Origin of the sequence: Rhodoferax koreense (assembly GCF_001955695.1) — a bacterium.
Classification (GTDB): Bacteria; Pseudomonadota; Gammaproteobacteria; order Burkholderiales; family Burkholderiaceae_C; genus Rhodoferax_B; species Rhodoferax_B koreensis.
Genome location: NZ_CP019236.1, coordinates 5437268 through 5456411, shown reverse-complemented (window position 1 = coordinate 5456411; position 19144 = coordinate 5437268). Strand labels below are relative to the sequence as shown.

The following is a 19144-nucleotide window of genomic DNA, read 5'->3' as shown; positions in this document are numbered from 1 at the left end:
CATGAACACCAAGAGCCATTCCACACCGCCCATCGCCGAACTGTGCGCGGTCACCAAATCCTTCACCACCGGCGGTGGCCATCCGCTCAAGGTGCTCGACCAGATCGACGTGGCCGTGCACGAGGGCGAGCTGCTGGCCCTGCTGGGCCAGTCCGGCTCGGGCAAGTCGACCATCCTGCGTTGCCTCACCGGGCTGATCGAGCCGACCTCGGGGCGGGTGCTGCACCGGGGCGCGCCGCTGCACGGCATCAACGAGGAAGCCTCGGTGGTGTTCCAGACCTTCGCGCTCTATCCGTGGCTCACGGTGGAGCAGAACGTGGCCGTCGGCCTGATGTCCCGCACCATCGGCCGCGCGGAGCGCGACGCCGCGGTGAACCGCGCCATCGAACTCATCGGCCTGGGCAACTACCACGCGGCCTACCCGCGCGAGTTGTCGGGCGGCATGCGCCAGCGCGTGGGCATTGCCCGCGCACTGGTTTCGCAGCCGCGGCTGCTGTGCCTGGACGAGGCCTTCAGCGCGCTGGACGTGCTCACCGGCGAAAACCTGCGCCAGGAGCTGCTGAACCTGTGGCGCAACCCGGCCACCGGGCTGAGCGCGATCTTCATGGTCACGCACAACATCGAGGAAGCGGTGGAGATGGCCACGCGCATCGTGGTGCTGTTCCCGCGGCCGGGCCGGCTCGGCCTGGTGCTGGACAACCCGCTGCCCTATCCGCGCGACACCAAGAGCCCCGAATTCCAGCGGCTGGTGAGCCTGATCCACGAATGCATCACCACCACCACGCTGCCCGACATCCCGGCCGAGGTGGCGGTGGCGGGGCAGCCGGTGTCGCGGGCCAGGGCGCGCATGGAATCGATACCGCTGGTGCCGGTCGGCCAGATCCTCGGCCTGCTGAGCATCCTGGCCGATTCGCCCGAGCTGTCCAACATCTACGACATCTCCGACGAGATCGGCCGGGAGTTCGGCGAAACGATCTCGCTGGTCAAGGCGGCCGAAATCCTGGAGCTGATCGACACGCCGAAGGACACGGTGTGCTTCACCGAGCTGGGCCGCCGTTTCGTGGCATCGGACTCGAAGGCGCGCCGCGCCATCTTCGCCGAGCAGGTGTTCAAGCTGCGGCTGTTCCACATCATCCTCGCGCTGCTGCACGAATACCACGAGGTGCCGTCCGAGCGCGTGATCAAGGACATCGCCAGCGCCTTGCCCTACGACAACCCCGAGCGCATCTTCCAGACCATGATCGCCTGGGGGCGCTACGCCGGCCTGATGGACTTCAACACCAAGACCGGCATGGTGTTCGTGCCGGAGGGCGAGGTTTCCGACGAAACGGCGTGAGGCGCCAGCGCCTTCTCAGACCCCTGGGAAAGTGGCCTTCATCGATGGCCGCTCGCTGAATTCCGCGAACCACGCGGCGGTGGCGGGCGCACCCTCGCGCCAGTCGAACTCGGCGAAACGGAAATCCAGGTAACCCAGCGCACAGCCGAAAGTGATGGTGGCAATGTCCACGCGGTTGCCGAAGCCGGGTGCGGCCTGCTCCAGCCAGCGCAAGCCTGCCCAGACCTTGTCCAACTGGCCGTCCGTCCAGGCGGTCCAGCGCAGCGGCTCGGGCCGCACGGCCATTTCGTAACGTGCGAGCAGCGTGGCCCCGAGCATGCCGTCGGCCAGGGCATGTTCGGTCAGCACGTTCCAGCGCGCCGGGCCGGCGGGCGGCAGCAGCTTGCCGCCGAATTCGGCATTCAGGTACTCGACGATGACATGGCTGTCGAACAGCACCGTGCCGTCGTCGGTGAAAAACGTGGGCACCTGGCCCAGCGGATTGCTCTCGACGATGACCGGATTGCGGTTCACCGGGTGGGCCGCGCTGGGCATCTTCTCGATGCGATCGGCCACGCCGAGTTCATGGGCCGCGACCAGGCACTTGCGCACGAAGGGCGAAGCGGGGGAAAAGTGGATCTTCATGGCGGTCTTTCAGGCGGGGTGGGTGGTCAGCGCGGCTTCGAGCGCGTCGATGAACAGCGCGGCCACGTCGCAGCCGGTCTGGTCGAAGATTTCCTGGAAGCAGGTGGGGCTGGTGACGTTGATCTCGGTGATGCTGTCGCCGATCACGTCGATGCCGGCCAAAAGCAGGCCGCGCGCGGCGAGGATCGGGCCGAGCGTCTCGGCGATCTCGCGGTCGCGCGCCGACAGCGGCTGGGCCACGCCCTTGCCGCCCGCGGCCAGGTTGCCGCGCACCTCGCCGCCTTGGGGAATCCGCGCCAGGCAATACGGCACGGGCTTGCCGCCGATGACCAGCACGCGCTTGTCGCCGGCCGCGATCTCGGGCAGGAACTTCTGCACCATCACGCTCTGCGCGCCGAACCTGTTCAGCGTCTCGATGATGCCGCCCAGGTTCAGCCCGTCTTCCTTCACGCGGAAGATGCCGGTGCCGCCCATGCCGTCGAGCGGCTTGAGGATGATGTCCTTGTGTTCGGCGTGGAAGCGGCGCACGTCGTCGGCGCTGCGCGTCACGATGGTCGGGCCGATGAACTGCGGGAACTCCATGATGGCCAGCTTTTCCGGGTGGTCGCGCAGCGCGGCCGGCTTGTTGAACACCCGTGCGCCTTCGCGTTCGGCCTGGCCGAGCAGGTGCGTGGCGTAGAAGAATTCGGAGTCGAAGGGCGGGTCCTTGCGCATGATGACCGCGCCGAAATCCTTGAGCGGGCGCGGGCTGTCGGCAAACAGCGGTTGGCTGGTGCTGAACCAGTCGGTCTTGTCGCCGGTGAGGTGGATGTCGCGCACCTGCGCCGTCACCACGCCGCCGCGCTGCCACTGCATGTGGCGCGGCTCGCAGGCCGAGATGGTGTGGCCGCGGCGCTGCGCCTCGCGCATCATGACGAAGGTGGTGTCCTTGTAGATCTTGAAGGATTCGAGGGGGTCGGCGACAAAAAGAATATTCATGGCTTGGAGATCTTGAAAGGAAGGCTAGGCCGTGCGGCGACCGTACTGTTGCACAAATAAGGCGAGCGCGCCGGCCACCACCCCCCAGAAGGCCGAGCCGATGCCGGCGATCGCCACGCCGCTGAGCGTGACCAGGAAGGTGATCAGCGCCGCCTCGCGCGTGGCGTCGTCGCGCACGGCCGCGGCCAGGCCGTTGCCGATGGTGCCCAGCAGCGCCAGGCCGGCGATGGCGATCACCAGTTCCTTGGGGAAGGCCGTCAGCAAACCCGTCACGGCCGCGCCGAAGGTGCCGATCACCACGAAGATCGCGCCGCAGGACACGGCCGCCGTGTAGCGCCGGGCCGGGTCTTCGTGGGCCTCGCGGCCCATGCAGATGGCCGCCGTGATGGCGCCCAGGTTCAGCGCGAACGCGCCGAAAGGCGCCAGCAGCAGGCCGGCCACGCCGGTCAGCGTGATCACCTTCGACACCGGAATGCCGTCCGGCCCGCCATAACCCGCGGCCTGGATCGCGGCCACGCCGGGCAGGTTCTGCGAGGCCATGGTCACCACGAACAGCGGCAGCGCCAGGCTCACCGTGCCGGCGAGGGTGAAGCGTGGCATGGTGAACACTGGAACTGCATAGTCAAATGTGATGCTGGCGCCAGACATCTCTCCACGTGCTGCTACGTAAAGAATAGCGACCAGCAGCGTGGCCACCACCGCATAACGTGGCGCGATGCGTTTGCCCAGCAGGTACACGGCCAGCATCAGCAGCACCAGCGGCAGCGCCGTCTGCGCCGCGGCAAAGGCCTGCAGGCCGAAGCGCGCCAGCACGCCAGCCAGCAGCGCCGAGGCGATCGCCACCGGGATGCGCTGCATGATCCTCTCGAACCAGCCGGTCACGCCGCACAGCGTGATCAGCGCCGAAGACACCAGGAACGCGCCGACGGCGTCGGCCATGTCGAAACCACCGGCCAGGCCGGCCGTGGCCAGCACCGCCGCGCCCGGCGTGGACCAGGCCACCATCACCGGCTTGCGCAGCCACAGCGAGGGCACGATGGAACACAGGCCCATGCCCAGGCCCAGCGCCCACATCCACGAACTGGTCTGCGCGGGTGTGGCGTGAAAGCCCTGCGCGGCCTGGAACACGATGGCCACCGAACTGGTGAAGCCGACCAGCACCGATACGAAGCCGGCCGTGAAGGCCGAAAGGCTGATGTCTTTGAAAAAACGCATGGCCGCGATTGTGCCGGGCGCGACGGGCGCAGCATCGCGCAAGGGGGGCCGGCAAGGCGACGGCGACCCCGCGCGCTATCACCGGCATATAGGGGTTCTATTGGCGTCGGGGCGGCTTCTGCTTGAGAATTTGCCATCCCTTCACCTCACCCAGAAAACCAGGAGTCTTCCCCATGGAAAATGAAAAGAGCCAGGCCAAGTGCCCGTTCAGCCAGGCGGCCGGCGACGGCACGACCAACCGCGATTGGTGGCCCAAACAGTTGCGTGTGGACCTGTTGCATCAGCACTCGAGCAAGTCCGACCCGCTGGGCGCCGACTTCGACTATGCGGCGGCGTTCAAGAGCCTCGACCTGGCCGCCGTGAAGAAGGACCTCGCCGCCTTGATGACGGATTCGCAGGATTGGTGGCCGGCCGACTTCGGTCACTACGGCGGCTTGTTCGTCCGCATGGCCTGGCACAGCGCCGGCACCTACCGCATCGGCGACGGGCGCGGCGGCGCTGGCCGCGGCCAGCAGCGTTTTGCCCCCCTCAACAGCTGGCCCGACAACGTGAGCCTGGACAAGGCACGCCGCCTGCTGTGGCCGATCAAGCAGAAGTACGGCCAGAAGATTTCCTGGGCCGACCTGATGATCCTCACCGGCAACGTGGCCCTGGAGACCATGGGCTTCAAGACCTTCGGCTTCGCCGGTGGCCGTCCCGACGTCTGGGAACCCGACCAGGACGTCTACTGGGGCCGTGAGACCAAGTGGCTCGGCGGCGACATCCGTTACACGCAGGGCTCCCCCGGTGTCGACAAGGACCACGGCGTGCTGGTGAAGGACGACGACAGCAAGGCACCGCACACCCGCGACCTGGAAAACCCGCTGGCCGCCGTGCAGATGGGGCTGATCTACGTCAACCCCGAAGGCCCGGACGGCAAGCCCGATCCGATCGCCTCGGCCCGCGACATCCGCGACACCTTCGCCCGCATGGCCATGAACGACGAGGAAACCGTGGCGCTGATCGCCGGCGGCCACACCTTCGGCAAGACGCACGGCGCCGGCTCTGCGGACCACGTCGGGCACGAGCCCGAAGCCGCCGGCATCGAGGACCAGGGCTTCGGCTGGAAGAACAGCTTCGGCTCGGGCAAGGGCGGCGACGCGATCACCAGCGGCCTGGAAGTGACCTGGACCACCACGCCCACGCAGTGGAGCAACGACTACTTCAAGCACCTGTTCGGTTTCGAGTGGGAATTGACGAAGAGCCCGGCGGGTGCCCACCAGTGGACCGCCAAGGGCGCCGAAGCCACGATCCCGCACGCACACGATGCATCGAAGAAACTGGTGCCGACCATGCTCACCAGCGACCTCGCGCTGCGCTTCGACCCGGCGTACGAAAAGATTTCGCGGCGCTTCTTCGAGAACCCCGACCAGTTCGCCGATGCCTTCGCGCGTGCCTGGTTCAAGCTCACGCACCGCGACATGGGGCCGCGTGTGCGCTACCTCGGCCCCGAGGTGCCGGCCGAAGAGCTGATCTGGCAAGACCCGGTGCCCGCCGTCGACCACCCGCTGGTCGATGCACAGGACGTCGAGGCGCTGAAGAAAAAGGTGCTGGCCTCCGGGCTCACCACGGCGCAGCTCGTGTCCACGGCCTGGGCTTCAGCCTCCACCTTCCGCGGCTCGGACAAGCGTGGCGGCGCCAACGGCGCGCGCATCCGCCTCGCGCCGCAGAAGGACTGGGCCGTCAACCAGCCCGCGCAGCTGGCCCAGGTACTGCAGAAGCTCGAAGCCATCCAAGGCGAATTCAACGCCGCGCAGACCGGCGGCAAGCGGATCTCCATCGCCGACCTGATCGTGCTCGCCGGCAGTGCGGGCGTGGAACAGGCGGCCGGTGGCAAGGTGAAGGTGCCGTTCACACCCGGCCGCACCGACGCTTCGCAGGCCCAGACCGATGTAGAGTCCTTCGCCCCGCTGGAGCCCGTGGCCGATGGCTTCCGCAACTTCGTGAAAGGGCGCTACAGCGTGCCGGCCGAGGTCTTCCTCGTCGACCGGGCCCAGCTGCTGACGTTGACCGGGCCCGAGCTCGCCGTGCTCGTCGGTGGCCTGCGCGTGCTCGACGTGAATGTCGGCGGTGCGAAACACGGCGTCTTCACGCAGAAACCGGGCAGCCTGAGCAACGACTTCTTCGTGAACCTGCTCGACATGGGCACGGAATGGAAGCCGGTCGCCAGCGACCAGTACGAAGGACGCGACCGCAAGACCGGCGAGCTCAAGTGGACGGCGACGCGGGCCGACCTGGTCTTCGGCTCGAACGCGCAACTGCGCGCCGTGGCCGAGGTCTATGCCAGCGCGGATGCGCAGGACAAGTTCGTCGCCGACTTCGTGGCGGCCTGGACCAAGGTGATGAACCTCGATCGCTTCGACATCGCCTGAGCGGCCGCTTCTGCGCCCCAAAGTGAAAGGGCCTCCAGCATGGTGCTGGAGGCCCTTTTTGTTGGGCGCGAGAAACCGGCTCAGAACGGAATATCGTCGTCCATGTCGTCGAAACCGCTCGATGCACGCGGCGCCGGTGCCGGGGCCTGTGGACGCGCGGCGGGGGCCGGGCGAGCGGCAGCCGGTGCCGCGGCGGGCCGGCGCGCCGGTGGCGGGCTGTTGTCGTAGCCGCCGCCATCGTCGTAGCCACCGTCGCTGCCGCCTTGCGGGCCGCCCTGGCCCTGGCGGCTGCCGAGCATGGTCATTTCATTGGCCATGATCTCGGTGATCGACTTTTCGACACCCGAGGCGTCGTTGTACTTACGGCTGCGGATCGAGCCTTCGACATAGACCTGCGAGCCCTTGCGCAGGTATTGCTCGACGATGCCGGCCAGGCCGCCGCGGAACACCACGCGGTGCCATTCGGTGGCTTCGCGCCGTTCGCCGGTCTGCTTGTCCTTCCAGGTTTCGGTGGTGGCGATGGTGACGTTGGCCACGCGGTCGCCGCTGGGGAAGGTGCGCACTTCGGGGTCGCGGCCCAGGTTGCCGATGAGGATGACTTTGTTGACGGATGCCATGTTCGCTTGCCTGTAGATGAGTCTGAAATGGCGCGCCCGGCGCCAGACCACTGATTGTGCCGCATCCCGCGGGACGCTCATAGCCGCGGCGCTGCCGTGCCAAAATGTGCCTGTATGCACCGCGAGCCCGATTTCCTGCAGAACCTGCGTGGCGAGCTGTCCAATGGCCGTTTGTGGCTGGAACGCGCGATCGTGCTGGCCTACGCGGTGGCCGCCGGGCTGTTCGTGGTGGGCTTCACCCTGCTCAGCGACCGGACTTTCGGCCTGTTCGAGGCGCTGTACCACGCCCATCCCTGGGCGGTGTTCCTGTGGACGCCGGCGCTGACCGCCGCCATCGCCTGGCTCACGCGGCGCTATTTCCCGGGCGCGGGCGGCTCCGGCATTCCGCAGGTGATGGCCGCGCTCGATCCCGGCCTGCCACCCGAGGCGCGCGGGCGTTTCGTGTCATTGAAGCTCACGCTGGCCAAGATCGGCCTTTCTTCGGCGGGGCTGCTGGCCGGCCTGTCGATCGGCCGCGAGGGGCCTTCGGTGCAGGTGGCGGCCGGCGTGATGCAGCATGCGCAGCGCTGGCTGCGGCTGGGTTCGGGCCTCAATGCCCATGCGCTGCTGGTGGCCGGCGGCGCGGCCGGCATCGCCGCGGCCTTCAACGCGCCGCTGGCTGGCGTGGTGTTCGCCATCGAGGAATTGTCGCGCAAGCTCGAATCGCGCAGCAGCGGGCTGATCATCACCGCCATCGTCCTGGCCGGCCTGGTGGCGGTGTCCACCTTCGGGAACCTGAGCTACTTCGGCGTGATCAAGGTGCCGCGCCTGGGCTGGGACGCCTTGTTGCCCGGTCTGGTCGTCACCCTGAGCTGCGGCGTGCTCGGCGGGTTGTTCGCGCGGCTGCTGCTGGCCTCGCTCACCGGTTCGCCGGACCGCATCAGCCGCTGGCGCGGCCGTTACCCGGTGCGGTTTGCGGCGGCGGGCGGCCTGGCCATCGCGCTGATCGGCACCGTGACCGGTGGCGCCACCTTCGGCGCGGGCTCGCACGCGGTGCGTGACATGCTGGCCGGCGATTTCGACCTGCCGGCCTTCTATGTGACGCTCAAGTTCGCCGCCACCTGGCTCACCGCCTGGTGCGGCGTGCCCGGCGGCATCTTCGCGCCTTCGCTGTCGATCGGCGCGGGCGTGGGGCACAACGTGGCGGTGCTGATGGGCGGCGACATCTCGGCGGCGCTGATCGCCATGGGCATGGCGGCGTTCCTCGCGGCCGTCACGCAGGCGCCGCTGACCGCGTTCATCATCGTCATGGAGATGGTGGACGGCCATGCCATGGTGCTGAGTCTGATGTCGGCGGCGATGCTGGCCAGCCTGGTGTCGCGCATGGTGAGCCGGCCGCTGTACGGCAGCCTGGCCGAGTTCATGACCCGGCCCTTCGTGGCCGAACGGGATCGGAGCCCAGCCGCGCACTGATTCAGTGGCTGCCGCTGTGTGGCGTCGATGGTGCGACACCGATCGGCCGCAGGCCCCAGGTGATGCCCAGCCAGAACACGCACAGCCCGAGCGTGGCCGCGAACAGCACCGGTGCCCCCGCGAGCTTGACCAAGGCGCCACCGAGCGCGCCGCCGGCGAACAGGCCGAGCGACTGCAAGGTGTTGTAGAGGCCGAGCGCGGCGCCGCGCAGCGCCGGGGGCGCGAGTTTGGACACCAGGCTCGGCTGGCTGGCCTCGAGCGCGTTGAAGGCGCAGAAGAACAGGAACAGCAGGCCGGCCAGCGGCCAGAGCCCGCTGGCCGGCTCCCCGTGCCAGGCGATCAGGCCGAAGCCGCACTGCACCAGCACGAGCAGGGCCACCGCCCCGCGCAGCGCACCGCGCAGGAAGCCGCGCCGCTCCAGCGGAAACAGCACGCCTCCCATGGCCACGAAGGAAGCGAGGACGGCCGGCAGGTAGACCTGCCAGTGGTGGTCCTTGGCCAGCCCGGCTTGCACCAGCAGCGCCGGCACCGCCACCCACATGGCCATCTGCACCGTGTGCAGGACGAACACCCCGGCATTGAGCCGGCGCAGGTCGGCATGGGCCAGCACGTCGCTCAGCCGGCCGCGCGGCGCCTGCGGATGCCGCGCCGGCTCGGCCGGCACCTGCCACAGCAAGAGCGCGATGGCGCCCAGGGCCAGCGCGCCGGTCAGCCCGAAAAGGCCGGCCAGGCCGACGCGGGCCGCCAGCGGCGGCGCGATCACCAGCGCCAGCGCGAACATCAGCCCGATGCTGCCGCCCACCAGCGCCATGGCCTTGGTGCGCACGGCGTCGCGGGTCAGGTCGGCCAGCAACGCGGTCACGGCGGCGGACACCGCACCCGCGCCCTGCAGTGCGCGGCCGAGCAGCAGGCCGCCGAGGCTGTCGGCCGCGGCGGCCACGAAGCTGCCAGCGGCGAACACCAGCAGGCCCGCGACGATGACGCGCTTGCGGCCGAGCCGGTCGGAGGCCAGGCCGAACGGCATCTGCAGGAACGCCTGGGTCAGGCCGTAGATGCCCATGGCCAGGCCGACCAGCGCCGGATCGTCGCCGCCCGGGTATTTGCGCGCTTCCAGCGCAAACACCGGCAGCACCAGGAACAACCCGAGCATGCGCAGCGCGAAGATGGCCGCCAGCGACAGGCTGGCACGCCGCTCGGGCGGCGTCATGGCGCCGGCAGACGCCAGCGGGGGCAGGGCGGGGCCGGCGGGCGAATAGGTGGAATCGGACACGGGCGTTGGTGGAAAAAAGGGGCGGATCGGTTACATGCAGGTCCGGCCAAGGACCGGAACAACCCTCGATTGTCCCCGATCACCCGACGCCCCGTCAGCCGGCGCGGCCGGCTTTAACTATCATGGAGGGTTACCCGCCAGCGTCTGCCCACTTTGAATTCACCCGCCACCGACCACCTCGACCCCGCCCGCGACGCCATCCTCCAGCGCCTGGCGTTGCAGCAGCAGCGCATCAGCGTGCGCGGCGCCCGCACGCACAACCTGAAGAACATCGACCTCGACATCCCGCGCAACCAGCTGGTGGTGATCACCGGACTGTCGGGTTCGGGCAAGTCGAGCCTGGCCTTCGACACCCTGTATGCCGAGGGCCAGCGGCGCTATGTGGAAAGCCTGTCCACCTATGCGCGGCAGTTCCTGCAGCTGATGGACAAGCCCGACGTGGACATGATCGAGGGCCTCTCCCCGGCGATTTCCATCGAGCAGAAGGCCACCAGCCACAACCCGCGCTCCACCGTGGGCACGGTGACCGAGATCCACGACTACCTGCGCCTGCTGTTCGCGCGCGCGGGCACGCCCTACTGCCCCGACCACGACCTGCCGCTGCAGGCCCAGACCGTGAGCCAGATGGTCGACACCGTGCTGGCGCTGCCCGAGGACACCCGGCTGATGGTGCTGGCGCCGATCGCGCGCGAGAAGAAGGGCGAATTCATCGACACCTTCGCCGAATTGCAGGCCCAGGGTTACGTGCGCTTCCGCATCGACGGCGAATCCTTCGAGTTCGACAACCTGCCCAAGCTCAAGAAGACCGAGAAGCACAACATCGACGTGGTGATCGACCGCATCAAGGTGCGTGGTGAGTCGGACATGGCCGCGCGCGACCAGGTGCGCCAGCGGCTGGCCGAAAGCTTCGAGGCCGCGCTGCGACTGGCCGACGGCCGCGCGCTGGCCATCGAGATGGACCACCAGCACGAGCATTTCTTCAACGCGAAATTCTCCTGCCCGGTGTGCAACTACTCGATCAGCGAGCTGGAGCCGCGGCTGTTCTCGTTCAATTCGCCCGTGGGCGCCTGCCCCACCTGCGACGGCTTGGGCCAGCAGGAATTCTTCGACCCGGCGCGGGTCGTGGCCTTTCCCACCTTGAGCCTGGCCAGCGGCGCCATCAAGGGCTGGGACCGGCGCAACGGCTACTATTTCGCGCTGCTCGAGAGTCTGGCCAAACACTACAGGTTCGACATCGAGCAGGCTTTCGAGAAACTCCCCGAGACGGTGCAACAAGCCTTGCTGCATGGCTCGGGCGAAGAGGAAATCAAGTTCAGCTACGTGATGGAGTCCGGTGCCTCGCAGGGCAAGAAGGTCACCAGGAAGCACCCTTTCGAGGGCATCATCCCCAACATGCAGCGGCGTTACCGCGAGACGGATTCGGTGCTGGTGCGCGAAGACCTGGCGCGCTACCGCAGCACCCAGCCGTGCCCGGACTGCGGCGGCTCCCGCCTCCGGCGCGAGGCGCGCCACGTGAAGATCGGCGAGGGGGCGCAGGCGCGCGCCATCTTCGAGATCAGCCGCGTCACGCTGCGCGAGAGCTTCGCGTATTTCGGCGCGCTGACCATGCACGGCGCCAAGGGCGAAATCGCCGAGAAGGTGGTGCGCGAGATCGGCCTGCGTCTGAAATTCCTCAACGACGTGGGCCTGAACTACCTGAGCCTGGACCGCAGCGCCGAGACGCTCTCGGGCGGCGAATCGCAGCGCATCCGCCTGGCCTCGCAGATCGGCTCGGGCCTGACCGGCGTGATGTACGTGCTCGACGAGCCCAGCATCGGCCTGCACCAGCGCGACAACGACCGCCTGATCGACACGCTGAAACACCTGCGCGACATCGGCAACAGCGTGCTCGTGGTCGAGCATGACGAAGACATGATGCGCGCGGCCGACCACATCATCGACATGGGCCTGGGCGCGGGCGTGCATGGCGGCAAGGTGATCGCCCAGGGCACGTTCGAGCAGGTGCGCGACACGCCGGCATCGCTCACCGGCCAGTACCTGGCGCACACGCTGCAGATCGCCGTGCCGCGGCGGCGCACGCCCTGGCTGCCGGAGATGCAGGACGCGGCGCTTCCTGGCGCAGGGAAGGCGTCGAAAGTCGCCAAGGAAGCGCCCAAGCTGCAGGCGCTGCGCATCGTCGGCGCCACGGGCCACAACCTCAAGAACGTGAGCGTCGACTTGCCCGTAGGCCTGTTCACCTGCGTGACCGGCGTGTCAGGCTCCGGCAAATCCACGCTGGTCAACGACACGCTCTATGCGGCCGTGGCGCGCCAGATCTACCGCGCGCACGACGAGCCGGCGCCCCACGAGGAAATCGTCGGCATCGAACATTTCGACAAGGTGATCAACGTCGACCAGTCGCCGATCGGCCGCACGCCGCGCAGCAACCCGGCCACCTACACCGGCCTGTTCACGCCGATCCGCGAGCTCATGGCCGAGGTGCCCACGGCGCGCGAACGCGGCTACGGGCCGGGCCGCTTCAGCTTCAACGTGGCCGGCGGCCGCTGCGAGGCGTGCCAGGGCGACGGCATGGTCAAGGTGGAGATGCACTTCCTGCCCGACGTCTACGTGCCCTGCGATGTGTGCAAGGGCCAGCGCTACAACCGGGAAACGCTGGAGGTGCTCTACAAGGGCAAGAACATCGCGCAGATCCTGGAGTTGACGGTCGAGGCCGCGTTCGACTTCCTCAAGGCCGTGCCCAACATCGCGCGCAAGCTGCAGACCCTGCTCGACGTGGGCCTGTCCTACATCAAGCTCGGCCAGGCCGCGACCACCCTGTCCGGCGGCGAGGCGCAGCGCGTGAAGCTGGCGCTGGAGTTGAGCAAACGCGACACCGGCCGCACCCTGTACATCCTGGACGAGCCGACCACCGGCCTGCACTTCGCCGACATCGACCTGCTGCTCAAGGTGCTGCACCAGCTGCGCGATGCCGGCAACACCATCGTGGTGATCGAGCACAACCTCGATGTGATCAAGACCGCCGACTGGCTGATCGACATGGGCCCCGAAGGCGGCGCGGGTGGCGGCACCGTGGTGGGCGTGGGCACGCCGGAGGACATTGCCGCGAATCCGGCCAGCCACACGGGCCGGTACCTGCAGCGCATCCTGCAGGCGCCAGCAGTGGCGGCCGGCGGTCAACGCGCCGCGTAGGCTGCGTGGGCAGGGAACCAGCGGTCGGGCCGGCCGGCGGTCAGAGGAAGCGGCGCAGCTTCTGCAGCAGGCCCACGGGCTGCCAGGCGCGCAGCACGCGCCAGCTGCGCCACAGCATGAAACCACGCTGCGCCCAGCGCAGGCTGCTGCGCGGCTTGAGCAGGGCCAGCAGGCCCAGTGCCGCGGCCATGGTCAGTGGATGCTCGCGCACGTAGGCCGTGATCCGGGCCACGAAGGCCGACACCTTGTCGGAAGTTTCTGCCGCGCGCTGGAAAGGCGCGAGTTGGCGCGCGAGCACGGTGCGCTCCGCGGCGATGCGCTCGATGAGCAGCGCCCGCTCCAGCTGCAGTTCAGCCAGGGTTTTTTTCATGGGCGGCAGGTGCCGGGGTTGCGGCAGCCGATTTGAGCTGGCGCAGGTCTTCCTGCAGCTCGGCCAGGCTGGCCGCGAACAGGTTTTCGGCGTCCTCGCTCGAGCGCCTGAGCGAGGTGTAGAAGAAGATGCCGAGTGCGGCAAACAACAGAGTGAGCCCGGCCAGCAAGGCCACGCGCTGGTCCCAGAACAGCACCACGAGCAGGGCTACGGCCAGCAGGATCGCCAGGCCCGCGCAGAAGATCATGCCGGCGGCGAAGCCCAGTTGGCGCAGGATGCGCAGCTTCTCGGTGTGGATTTCGTTGCCGAGCAGTTTCAGCCGGGTATGGCCGGTGCCCAGCAGGGACACCGCCATGCCCCGCAGGGCACCGAAAGGGCCGCCAGGTCCACGCAAGCCGGCCATGGCGCTACGCATTCAACAGGCTGTGCCGGTGCATGCAGCGTTCAGCGGCGGTTGCTGCCGATGAGCAGGCCCACCACCACGCCGACCGCGCAGCCCACGCCGATGGCCGTCCATGGCGACTCGTGCACGTAGACGTCGGTGGCCTTGGCCGCAGCCTTGGTCTTGGCGATGAGCAGCTCTTCGGCTTCGATGAGGCGGGCCTTGGCGTCGAGCAGGCGGGCCTGCACGCGCGCGCGCAGCTTGGTGACCTTTTCGCCCGCCTGGTCGGCGGTGGCAGACAACATGTCTTCCGCATCGGAGATGGTCGCCTTGATTTCGTCGACCAATTGTTCCTGGGACTCGATACTGGTTCTTGCCATGGTGCGCCTTTCAAAGCTGAGTGGATGTTGAAGGGAAAGGTTAGCAGAAACGTTTGCACGTTTTGGTCCTGCGGATCACCGTATGACACTTTGACACACTTGGCCCGCCGGGGGAATGGGAATGTCCGGTGGCCTGTCTTCTGGTGAGGACAAAAGCGCGGCGGGATTTGTGGCCGAAGCCCGGATAATCGCCGGCACCGATCTTCCCCGCGAGAAAAAAATGTCTGCAATCACCCTGCGTTTCCTGGCCGAACCCAACACCGTCAACTTCGGCGGCAAGGTGCACGGCGGCACCGTCATGAAATGGATCGACGAAGCCGGTTATGCCTGCGCCACGAGCTGGGCCAAGCGCTACTGCATCACGGTCTACGTGGGCGGCATCCGGTTCCACCATCCGATCATGATCGGCGACCTGGTGGAGGTGGAGGCGCGCATGGCCTACACCGGCAACACCAGCATGAACATCTCGGTGGAGGTGCGCAGCGGCGACATGAAGGGCGGCCAGATGCAGACCACCACCGAATGCCTGATCGTGTTCGTCTCGGTGGATTCGCACGGACGGCCCATGCCGGTGCCGGCGTGGAACCCCGAAACCCCGGGCGACATCGCCCTGGCCCAGCGCGCCAAGGCGCAACTCGACGCCTCGCGCTCGACGGCATCACCCAGGCCTTGAGGCCCTGGCCCGCTAACCCGCTGACAGCGCGGCCGGCGCTGACCGCCCGGTTCAGGGCCGTTGCGCCTGCGCCGAAAGAAAGCGGGTGATCACCGCCCTGGCCTGCAGCGCGGCCACCGCCTTCAGATAGGCCGGAAAGTCCACGTGCGCCGCATCGTCCGCGCGGTCGGAAATATGGCGCACCGCCGCGAAGGGGATGCCGTAGTCGTGGCAGACCTGGGCCACGGCCGCACCCTCCATGTCCACGGCCAGGGCATCCGGCAGGGCCTCGCGCAGGGCCCGGGCCTCCCCGGCGGACGACACGAAACGGTCGCCGCTGACCAGCAGGCCGCGGTGCACACGCATCGCCTGCAAGCCGAAACGACGGATGGTTTCGGCATCGAAAGTGCCTCCGACGCCCGTTTTATCTGCAGTGGCTGCTTCAAAAATGGTAGCAGATAGCGCCATGTCCGCACCAAACCGGCTGCGGGCGTAGAGCGGGATCTCGTGGCGCGGGAACAGCGGCGTCGCGTCCATGTCGTGCTGCAGGAATTCGCCGGCGATCACCGTGTCGCCGACCCGCACCTCGGGGTGCAGGCCACCGGCCACGCCGGTAAACACGATGCGCTGCACACCGAAACGCTCGATCAGCGCCGCCGCGGTCGTCGCCGCCGCGACCTTGCCGATGCGCGACAGCGCGAACACCACCGGCGCACCCTGCCAACGCCCCCGATGGAACTCGCGCCCGGCATGCCGTACGGTTTCGGTGTCCGTCATCAGGGCGGCCAGGCCTTCCTGCTCCTCGGGCAGGGCGCTGAGGATGGCGGTGGCCACTTCTATTTCTTGTCGCGCAGCTCGCGCCGCAGGATCTTGCCCACCGGCGTCTTCGGCAGGTCGGCACGGAACTCGATGGTCTTCGGCTGTTTGTAGCCGGTGAGATTGGCCTTGCAGTAGGCGCGCACCTGGGCTTCGCTGAGGTCGGGGTTCTTCTTCACGATCACGAGCTTCACCGCCTCGCCCGACTTCTCGTCGGCCACGCCCACGCAGGCGCATTCGAGCACGCCTTCGAGCCGGCCCACCACGTCTTCGATCTCGTTCGGATAGACGTTGAAGCCGCTGACCAGGATCATGTCCTTCTTGCGGTCCACGATCCTGAAGTAGCCGCGCTCGTCCATCGTGCCGATGTCGCCGGATTTGAAGAACCCGTCCGGCGTCATCACCTTGGCGGTTTCGTCCGGGCGCTGCCAGTAGCCGGCCATCACCTGCGGCCCCTTGATGGCGATTTCGCCGGGCTGGCCCGGGGGCACGTCATGGCCGTCGTCGTCGAGCAGGCGGAAGATCGTGCTCGGGATCGGAACGCCGATGGACGCACTGAACCCCTTGTCCGTCGGTGGGTTGCAGGCGGCCGACGGCGAGGTTTCGGACAGGCCGTAACCCTCGCAGATCGGGCAACCGGTCTTCTCCAGCCAGAGCTTGGCGACGGCGCCCTGCACCGCGGTGCCGCCGCCCAGCGACAGCTTCAGGTGGCTCCAGTCCACGGTGTTGAAGTCGGGGTGGTTGGCCAGCGCGTTGAACAGCGTGTTCACCGCCGGCAGGCTGTGCACGGTGTGTTTGGACAACTCCTTGAGCACCGCCGGAATGTCGCGCGGGTTCGGGATCAGGAGCAGCTTGCCGCCGGTGCGCATCGACAGCATCATGCCCACGGTGAAGGCGAAGATGTGGTACAGCGGCAGCGCGCACACCGTGGTGGCCTGCTCGCTCTTCGGCACGGCGTCCATCACCGGCTGGTTCCAGGCTTCGGACTGCAAGGTGTTGGCGATCACGTTGCGGTGCAGCAGCACGGCACCCTTGGCGACCCCGGTGGTGCCGCCGGTGTATTGCAGCACGGCCACGTCGTCGGCTTGCAGCGTCTGGGGCTTGAACCCGCTGCGCCCGCCTTTGGCCACGGCATCGTTGAAACGCACGGCGGCCGGCAGTTCGAAGGCCGGCACCATCTTCTTGACGTTGCGCACCACGTAATTGACGATCGTGCCCTTGAGCAGCCCCAACTGGTCGCCCATGGCGCACAGCACCACATGCTCGACCGGCGTGGCCTTGATGCACTGCGACAGCACGGCGGCGAAATTCTCCAGGATCACGATGGCCTTGGCGCCCGAATCCTTGAGCTGGTGCTCGAGTTCGCGCGGGGTGTACAGCGGATTCACGTTCACCACCACCATGCCCGCGCGCAGGATGGCCGCCACCGCCACCGGATACTGCGGCACGTTGGGCATCATGATCGCCACGCGGTCACCCTTGACCAGTCCCAGGCCTTGCAGATAGCCGGCCAGGCTGCGGCTCAGCGCATCGGTCTGCGCATAGCTGAGATCCCGCCCCATGAAGCTGTAGGCCGTGCGGTCGGCGTATTTGCTGAAGCTTTCCTCCAGCAGGGCCACCAGCGACGGATACAACGTCGGATCGATGTCCGCCGGCACGCCCGGCGGGTAACTCTTGAGCCAGATACGCTCTGTCATTCAATCGCCTTTCCCATGTCTTCCACGACTTTCTTCGCATCCCCAAAGACCATCATGGTCTTGTTCATGTAGAACAGCTCGTTATCGAGCCCGGCATAACCCGCGGCCATGGAGCGCTTGTTCACGATCACCGTCTTGGCCTTGTAGGCCTCCAGGATCGGCATGCCGTAGATCGGGCTGCCCTTGGTGTGCGCGGCCGGGTTCACCACGTCGTTGGCGCCCAGGATGATCGCCACGTCCACCTGGCCGAACTCGCCGTTGATGTCTTCCATCTCGAACACCTGGTCGTACGGCACCTCGGCCTCGGCCAATAGCACGTTCATGTGGCCCGGCATGCGGCCGGCCACCGGGTGGATCGCGTACTTGACGGTCACGCCGTGTTCGGTGAGCTTGGCCGCGAGCTCCTTCACCGCGTGCTGCGCGCGCGCCACGGCCAGTCCGTAGCCGGGCACGATGACCACGGTCTCGGCATTGGCCAGCACGAAGGCCGCGTCGTCGGCGCTGCCGCTTTTGACCGGGCGTTGCTCGGCCGCACCGCCGGCGCTGCCGCCTGCCGCATCGCCGCCGAAGCCGCCGCCGATCACGTTGAAGAACGAGCGGTTCATCGCCTTGCACATGATGTAGGAAAGGATCGCCCCGGAGCTGCCCACCAGGCTGCCGGCGATGATCAGCATGCTGTTGTTCAGGCTGAAGCCGATGCCGGCGGCCGCCCAGCCCGAATAGCTGTTGAGCATGGAGACGACCACCGGCATGTCGGCGCCGCCGATCGGGATGATCAGCAGCACGCCGAGTGCGAAGCCGAGCGCAATCACCAGCAGGATGTCCATCCAGCTCTGGCTGTGCCAGAAGCCGAAGCAGAAGAAGGCCGCGGCCAGGCCGAGCACCAGGTTGAGCTTGTGCTGCCCGCTGAACTGCACCGGCTTGCCCTGGAACAGGCGGAACTTGTATTTGCCCGAGAGCTTGCCGAAGGCGATCACCGAGCCGCTGAAGGTCACTGCGCCGATGAAGGCGCCCAGGGCCAGTTCCACGCGGTTGCCGCCGGGAATCGGCTCGCCGAGCGCCGCGATGTTGAACGCATGCGGTTCGGCCACGGCGGCCACGGCGATGAAGACCGCGGCCAGGCCGATCATGCTGTGCATGAAGGCGACCAGTTCGGGCATCTTCGTCATCTCGACCTTGTTGGCCATGGTGGCACCGATGCCGCCACCCACCACCAGCGCCGCCAGCACATAGCCCAGGCCCGCGACCTTGCCGGCCGAGAGCTCGTAGATGAGCGCGGCCGTGGTCAGCACGGCAATCGCCATGCCGGTCATGCCGAAGGCGTTGCCGCGGATCGAGGTGGTGGGATGGGACAGGCCTTTCAAGGCCTGGATGAAACAGACGCTGGCAACGAGGTACAGCAGCGTGACGAGGTTCATGCTCATTCAGCGGCTCCCTTGGTGGCGGGGCTCTTCTTGTCCTTCTTCTTGAACATCTCCAGCATGCGCCGCGTGACGAGGAAACCGCCGAAGACGTTGACCGCGGCCAGCGCCACGGCCAGCACGCCCATGGTCTTGCCGAGCGTGGTCTCGGTCAGGGCGGCGGCCAGCATGGCGCCGACGATGACGATGGCGGAGATGGCGTTGGTGACGGCCATGAGCGGCGTGTGCAGCGCCGGGGTGACGGTCCAGACCACGTGGTAGCCGACGTAGATGGCCAGCACGAAGATGATCAGGTTGGTGAGCGTGTGGGAGACTTCCATTTCGTTTCCTCTTC

At 67.5% G+C, this 19144-nt stretch carries 17 protein-coding genes; 5 read left to right on the top strand and 12 right to left on the bottom strand.

What is annotated here, in order from left to right; translation table 11 throughout:
* Nucleotide 1: 1 nt before the first annotated feature.
* A complete protein-coding gene (locus RD110_RS25275) occupies nucleotides 2-1336 on the top strand; it encodes an ABC transporter ATP-binding protein (protein WP_076203393.1) in 1335 nt (444 codons plus the stop codon).
* A gap of 15 nt (nucleotides 1337-1351) precedes the next feature.
* On the opposite strand, the gene RD110_RS25270 is transcribed toward RD110_RS25275, so the two are convergent.
* The 3 genes from RD110_RS25270 to RD110_RS25260 are packed head-to-tail and all read right to left on the bottom strand — an operon-like array spanning nucleotide 1352 to nucleotide 4153.
* Nucleotides 1352-1960: a glutathione S-transferase gene (locus tag RD110_RS25270; protein WP_076203390.1), complete on the bottom strand. Its 609-nt coding sequence runs from the start codon at nucleotides 1958-1960 to the stop codon at nucleotides 1352-1354.
* Nucleotides 1961-1969: 9 nt separating this feature from the next.
* Entirely contained in the window at nucleotides 1970-2938 is a 969-nt protein-coding gene (gshB, locus tag RD110_RS25265; protein ID WP_076203387.1) for a glutathione synthase, read from the bottom strand.
* 24 nt (nucleotides 2939-2962) lie between these two features.
* Nucleotides 2963-4153, bottom strand: a complete 1191-nt coding sequence (locus RD110_RS25260; protein ID WP_076205659.1) for a benzoate/H(+) symporter BenE family transporter — start codon at nucleotides 4151-4153, stop codon at nucleotides 2963-2965.
* Nucleotides 4154-4326: 173 nt separating this feature from the next.
* On the opposite strand from RD110_RS25260, the gene katG reads away from it, so the two are divergent.
* Entirely contained in the window at nucleotides 4327-6564 is a 2238-nt protein-coding gene (gene katG / locus RD110_RS25255) for a catalase/peroxidase HPI (RefSeq protein ID WP_076203384.1), read from the top strand.
* 80 nt (nucleotides 6565-6644) lie between these two features.
* Here katG and ssb read toward each other — a convergent pair whose 3' ends face one another.
* Complete coding sequence (gene ssb / locus RD110_RS25250) at nucleotides 6645-7181, bottom strand: single-stranded DNA-binding protein (protein WP_076203381.1); 537 nt, start codon at nucleotides 7179-7181, stop codon at nucleotides 6645-6647.
* A gap of 114 nt (nucleotides 7182-7295) precedes the next feature.
* On the opposite strand from ssb, the gene RD110_RS25245 reads away from it, so the two are divergent.
* Nucleotides 7296-8633: a chloride channel protein gene (locus RD110_RS25245; protein WP_076203378.1), complete on the top strand. Its 1338-nt coding sequence runs from the start codon at nucleotides 7296-7298 to the stop codon at nucleotides 8631-8633.
* Nucleotide 8634: 1 nt separating this feature from the next.
* Here RD110_RS25245 and RD110_RS25240 read toward each other — a convergent pair whose 3' ends face one another.
* Nucleotides 8635-9840 (bottom strand): MFS transporter, encoded by a 1206-nt coding sequence (locus RD110_RS25240; protein WP_076205656.1) that lies wholly within the window; start codon nucleotides 9838-9840, stop codon nucleotides 8635-8637.
* A 216-nt stretch (nucleotides 9841-10056) separates the two neighbouring features.
* Here RD110_RS25240 and uvrA point away from each other — a divergent pair, with 216 nt between their 5' ends.
* Nucleotides 10057-13092 (top strand): excinuclease ABC subunit UvrA, encoded by a 3036-nt coding sequence (gene uvrA, locus RD110_RS25235; protein ID WP_076203375.1) that lies wholly within the window; start codon nucleotides 10057-10059, stop codon nucleotides 13090-13092.
* Between the two features lie 40 nt (nucleotides 13093-13132).
* On the opposite strand, the gene RD110_RS25230 is transcribed toward uvrA, so the two are convergent.
* The 3 genes from RD110_RS25230 to RD110_RS25220 all read right to left on the bottom strand — a co-directional run bounded on the left by RD110_RS25230 (nucleotide 13133) and on the right by RD110_RS25220 (nucleotide 14224).
* On the bottom strand, nucleotides 13133-13462 hold the full coding sequence (locus RD110_RS25230; RefSeq protein ID WP_076203373.1) for a YqjK family protein: 330 nt from the start codon (nucleotides 13460-13462) through the stop codon (nucleotides 13133-13135).
* Nucleotides 13443-13817 carry a phage holin family protein gene (locus RD110_RS25225; protein ID WP_076203370.1) on the bottom strand — a complete coding sequence of 125 codons (375 nt, stop codon included), beginning with the start codon at nucleotides 13815-13817 and terminating at the stop codon, nucleotides 13443-13445. Before RD110_RS25225 ends, RD110_RS25230 begins: the two co-directional genes overlap by 20 nt.
* Nucleotides 13818-13906: 89 nt before the next feature.
* Nucleotides 13907-14224 carry an ElaB/YgaM/YqjD family protein gene (locus tag RD110_RS25220; protein ID WP_076203367.1) on the bottom strand — a complete coding sequence of 106 codons (318 nt, stop codon included), beginning with the start codon at nucleotides 14222-14224 and terminating at the stop codon, nucleotides 13907-13909.
* Between the two features lie 220 nt (nucleotides 14225-14444).
* Between RD110_RS25220 and RD110_RS25215 the strand changes: the two genes are divergently transcribed.
* Nucleotides 14445-14897 carry an acyl-CoA thioesterase gene (locus RD110_RS25215; protein ID WP_076203366.1) on the top strand — a complete coding sequence of 151 codons (453 nt, stop codon included), beginning with the start codon at nucleotides 14445-14447 and terminating at the stop codon, nucleotides 14895-14897.
* A 51-nt stretch (nucleotides 14898-14948) separates the two neighbouring features.
* Here the strand turns inward: RD110_RS25215 and RD110_RS25210 are convergent, their stop codons facing one another.
* The 4 genes from RD110_RS25210 to RD110_RS25195 are packed head-to-tail and all read right to left on the bottom strand — an operon-like array spanning nucleotide 14949 to nucleotide 19130.
* Complete coding sequence (locus RD110_RS25210; protein ID WP_076203363.1) at nucleotides 14949-15710, bottom strand: 5'-methylthioadenosine/adenosylhomocysteine nucleosidase; 762 nt, start codon at nucleotides 15708-15710, stop codon at nucleotides 14949-14951.
* A 2-nt stretch (nucleotides 15711-15712) separates the two neighbouring features.
* A complete protein-coding gene (locus RD110_RS25205; RefSeq protein ID WP_076203361.1) occupies nucleotides 15713-17389 on the bottom strand; it encodes a long-chain-fatty-acid--CoA ligase in 1677 nt (558 codons plus the stop codon).
* Complete coding sequence (locus RD110_RS25200; protein ID WP_076203358.1) at nucleotides 17386-18813, bottom strand: NAD(P)(+) transhydrogenase (Re/Si-specific) subunit beta; 1428 nt, start codon at nucleotides 18811-18813, stop codon at nucleotides 17386-17388. Before RD110_RS25200 ends, RD110_RS25205 begins: the two co-directional genes overlap by 4 nt.
* A complete protein-coding gene (locus RD110_RS25195) occupies nucleotides 18810-19130 on the bottom strand; it encodes an NAD(P) transhydrogenase subunit alpha part 2 (protein WP_076203356.1) in 321 nt (106 codons plus the stop codon). The genes RD110_RS25200 and RD110_RS25195 overlap by 4 nt, the downstream gene beginning before the upstream one ends.
* Between the last annotated feature and the right edge of the window lie 14 nt (nucleotides 19131-19144).

Coding starts and splice junctions, on each gene's coding strand:
- RD110_RS25260 (WP_076205659.1), bottom strand. CDS start 4,153: ATGCGTTTTTTCAAAGACATCAGCCTTTCGGCCTTCACGGCCGGCTTC.
- RD110_RS25225 (WP_076203370.1), bottom strand. CDS start 13,817: ATGGCGGTGTCCCTGCTGGGCACCGGCCATACCCGGCTGAAACTGCTC.
- katG (WP_076203384.1), top strand. CDS start 4,327: ATGGAAAATGAAAAGAGCCAGGCCAAGTGCCCGTTCAGCCAGGCGGCC.
- RD110_RS25245 (WP_076203378.1), top strand. CDS start 7,296: ATGCACCGCGAGCCCGATTTCCTGCAGAACCTGCGTGGCGAGCTGTCC.
- RD110_RS25230 (WP_076203373.1), bottom strand. CDS start 13,462: ATGAAAAAAACCCTGGCTGAACTGCAGCTGGAGCGGGCGCTGCTCATC.
- RD110_RS25205 (WP_076203361.1), bottom strand. CDS start 17,389: ATGACAGAGCGTATCTGGCTCAAGAGTTACCCGCCGGGCGTGCCGGCG.
- RD110_RS25215 (WP_076203366.1), top strand. CDS start 14,445: ATGTCTGCAATCACCCTGCGTTTCCTGGCCGAACCCAACACCGTCAAC.
- RD110_RS25220 (WP_076203367.1), bottom strand. CDS start 14,224: ATGGCAAGAACCAGTATCGAGTCCCAGGAACAATTGGTCGACGAAATC.
- RD110_RS25195 (WP_076203356.1), bottom strand. CDS start 19,130: ATGGAAGTCTCCCACACGCTCACCAACCTGATCATCTTCGTGCTGGCC.
- gshB (WP_076203387.1), bottom strand. CDS start 2,938: ATGAATATTCTTTTTGTCGCCGACCCCCTCGAATCCTTCAAGATCTAC.
- RD110_RS25240 (WP_076205656.1), bottom strand. CDS start 9,840: ATGACGCCGCCCGAGCGGCGTGCCAGCCTGTCGCTGGCGGCCATCTTC.
- RD110_RS25275 (WP_076203393.1), top strand. CDS start 2: ATGAACACCAAGAGCCATTCCACACCGCCCATCGCCGAACTGTGCGCG.
- RD110_RS25200 (WP_076203358.1), bottom strand. CDS start 18,813: ATGAGCATGAACCTCGTCACGCTGCTGTACCTCGTTGCCAGCGTCTGT.
- ssb (WP_076203381.1), bottom strand. CDS start 7,181: ATGGCATCCGTCAACAAAGTCATCCTCATCGGCAACCTGGGCCGCGAC.
- RD110_RS25270 (WP_076203390.1), bottom strand. CDS start 1,960: ATGAAGATCCACTTTTCCCCCGCTTCGCCCTTCGTGCGCAAGTGCCTG.